This window comes from Chitinophagaceae bacterium (assembly GCA_030053935.1).
Classification (GTDB): Bacteria; Bacteroidota; Bacteroidia; order Cytophagales; family JASGCU01; genus JASGCU01.
Genome location: JASGCU010000145.1, coordinates 1 through 3,150 on the forward strand (window position 1 = coordinate 1; position 3,150 = coordinate 3,150).

Here is a 3,150-nt window from a genome sequence, read left to right on the forward strand (position 1 = left end):
AAGTCCAATATACGTATGTAAATAAATTTTACCAATTACACTAATTACAAAAACAATATTTAAAGAAACAAAAAAAATATACATTTTTAAGTAATTTAAAAGTTTGGGACAAAAGATTCTTTAAAAAGTGTTAATGAAGCTTCATACTTAGTGCCAACTAGAACTGAATAGTATTTGGAAACATTTAACTTAAAGGAATTCGACCAATGACCTGAACTACTACTTTTTCTTTCAAAAGTAAGACCCCAGAGCGTTATTGATTTCTTTTCAACAAAATCAACAATTCCCGCTTGTGTTGTTTCTTCACACTTTTCATACCCTAGACCATAAAGTCCGTAGTTAGTCTCAACATTAAATATACCCACTTTTTTTCCTCCAGTAGAGGAATTTTCACCTAAAAAAGAGGTTTCTATCTCTGCGCTTTTCTTTTTAAGAAGATTCCCTTTCATATTTATCTCATACAAATCTAAAGATCCAAAATTAATCCCACCACCATATTGCCCCCCTAAATTACTTTTAGAAAACCCTGCTTCAATAAAAGTTTTTGCACTAAGCTCATAGTCTAAAACTGAATTTTCAAAAGTTCCATAACCTGTTGTGATTTTATTTTTTCCCTGTGTCTCAACTGTTTCACCATTACCATATTTTCTGCCATTTGAAGTAACAGAAGCATCTTTATTTAAATAGTAGGTTTGTATAATACTTTTTATATTTTGATACAATGTATATGACTGTACGATAAGGGAAGCTCCTTTGTTTTCCCATCCCCTTATCTTAGAACTCCCATTAAACCAGCGATATTCTCCTGTTAATAAATTTCTATACCAATCATATGGTTCTCTACCGTCTGGATCAAAAAAATTCAGTAGACTATTGTAACAATAATTGTATGGACTCTATCGAAACGTTTTATCAGCAATGGGAGAAAAAATAATTTATTCTGAGGGTTCTTTTCAAAAAAAAACTACATTTACTTTTGAAATAGTTAGTTATAACTATATCGCTGAATCATAATTAGTCATTAAACTAAAACTATATTGTAACTATTCAAATGAAATCGCTAATTTATAAAATAACTACAATAACAATATTTCTACTATTATATGGGTATATTAGTAGAATAATAGGAATTAATTTTTTTTGGGAAAGCAAATCGTTAGGTTGGCTACTTTTTTGGTTTGTTCTTATACTTATTTTATTTGAGAAAATAAAAAAGAGAAAGAGTAAATATATTTTGGAAAAAATCGCGATTGGCGTATTTTTTTTAATCATCAGTGTAAAAATTATTTTTTTCATTAGTATTAGACAAACAAGTGCTTATACGGTAGCGGTAAATTATATAAAATCAAGCCCTGAAATTAAACGCAAGGTAGGCAATATCGAATCTGTATTTGTAGAACCGTTTGGAAGTATTTCTTTGACATCAAATATTCAAGGTGAATCTGGGCGGGCTAGCCTTTATTTTATTATAAAAGGCATGAATAAGTTTGCTGATATTAACCTATATATGGAAAAGGACTTTTCTTCTGAGTGGCAGGTATTAAGTATAAATAAGTGATTTTTTATATAAAATTTTCCTTACTTTAAAGTTTACTAAATTAGCTTACTATTCTAAGGGTGGAAGAAGAATAAGAAATAGAATGATGAATTTAAAATTTAATTCCTCATTGTTGCTACTAAAAAAAACTCTATATACTATTGGAGTAATGTTTAAAGTAAATGCTTTTGAGTTAACATACCCCATTAATTCATTATCGGCAAAAAATTGATGAAATGGGTTTTTGCAATACCTTCTTCGAATAGATAAAACAGAATTTTCTTGTATTAAAAAGAACTTACCATTTTGTTTAGTTAATTCTAAATAAAATGGTAAGTTCTGATATTCTATCAAAATCTGTTTACTAAGAAAAGACATTTTATTTGTTGTCTGTAAGATTAATTTATTATCATAAAAAAAATCAGAATTTAATTTTCTTGACCAAGTAAAATTTCGTTTCACTTTTATAACTTCAGCTAGTTCCTTAAACACATAAATGTCATCACCATACTGTTTTACAATATATTCCTCCATATTCTATTTCTTTTCAAACCCAACTTTTAAATTTACTTCTATTCCCAAGATTAGTTTCAAACTTGCTCCTACATCTATTCCCAAAAATAGATTTTCTGAGTTTTTTATCATTCCTCTAGGTTTAAGTTGGGCAGATACCATATCACCGAGTAATTTTGTCTTTGGGCCATATTTATCAAATGGAGATGACACTTCGAAATCATGTCTCACTGTACCGGCTATCATTCTTGGTCCATTAAAACCATTGTAGTATTCATACGTATTATCATATTTGATTTTTAACCCAATATCATCAGTAAAGATATATCCTTCTAGTGAACCAAAATTATGTACTCTATTTTCTTTAGAAAACCCAATATCGCCATCCATTTTTGGAAGATCAAAATAAGCTTCTCCTATATCAATTGTTTCGATTCCTCCTTCAATCTTTCCTTTTGTTCCCCAAAGGCTACCACCAATTCCTGCCTGTACCCCTACTGATGCTTTGCCAGTTACTTTGAATACAAATTCGAGTTGAGTTAAAAAATAATAAACTTCAAAACCAATTCGATCGCCAAGCCCAGGGGTTGAATTTTCTGCAACCTTATTAACACCATTTAATGTATATTTCATATTGTCGCCAAGAACAACTGGACCTTCTGTAGATTTATATGAATACCCCGCTTCCCTATAAGTTCCTCCAGGGTAATACTTAGACGCAGTCTCTTGGTTTATCACCCTAGCATCCCACTTCATTTGCCCATATATTTGCACCCAGTCAAAAGGCGCCATGCCATCAGGATCTATAAATCTTATAGGGTTATTGAACGCATAGTTATAAGGAGAGTTTCTTCTCATTTTATCTGCTAACGGATCTACAACATGCCATCTTCCTATTTGCGCATCATACATCCTTGCACCATAATCCATCCAGTCTAACCCACTTCCATCAGAAAATTCTTTTTCTTGCTTTTCCTTGCCGTTGTATTCAAATTTATTATCTAAACTTCCCGCAGCTTTACTACTTATCCCCGCCATTGTTAATCCGAAGGCGGTGTAATAAGTTCCCACTTTTCCCCGCACTTGCAGTTTTTCCTGAG

The 3,150-nt window shown here is 31.1% G+C and carries 4 protein-coding genes; 1 reads left to right on the forward strand and 3 read right to left on the reverse strand.

The window, feature by feature from the left end; genetic code table 11:
- Positions 1-95 precede the first annotated feature (95 nt).
- A complete protein-coding gene (locus tag QM536_09700) occupies positions 96-722 on the reverse strand; it encodes a hypothetical protein (GenBank protein ID MDI9357283.1) in 627 nt (208 codons plus the stop codon).
- A 329-nt stretch (positions 723-1,051) separates the two neighbouring features.
- Between QM536_09700 and QM536_09705 the strand changes: the two genes are divergently transcribed.
- The gene (locus QM536_09705) at positions 1,052-1,558 is read left to right on the forward strand and encodes a cytochrome c oxidase assembly factor Coa1 family protein (protein MDI9357284.1); all 507 of its coding nucleotides are present in this window, start codon (positions 1,052-1,054) and stop codon (positions 1,556-1,558) included.
- 48 nt (positions 1,559-1,606) lie between these two features.
- Here QM536_09705 and QM536_09710 read toward each other — a convergent pair whose 3' ends face one another.
- Complete coding sequence (locus QM536_09710) at positions 1,607-2,071, reverse strand: hypothetical protein (protein ID MDI9357285.1); 465 nt, start codon at positions 2,069-2,071, stop codon at positions 1,607-1,609.
- Between the two features lie 3 nt (positions 2,072-2,074).
- The coding region (locus tag QM536_09715; GenBank protein ID MDI9357286.1) for an RHS repeat-associated core domain-containing protein at positions 2,075-3,150 on the reverse strand (1,076 nt) is incomplete at its 5' end.

What these genes read in the sequence shown, in the direction of transcription:
- QM536_09705 (MDI9357284.1), top strand. Translation starts at nt 1,052, where the DNA reads ATGAAATCGCTAATTTATAAAATAACTACAATAACAATATTTCTACTA.
- QM536_09710 (MDI9357285.1), bottom strand. Translation starts at nt 2,071, where the DNA reads ATGGAGGAATATATTGTAAAACAGTATGGTGATGACATTTATGTGTTT.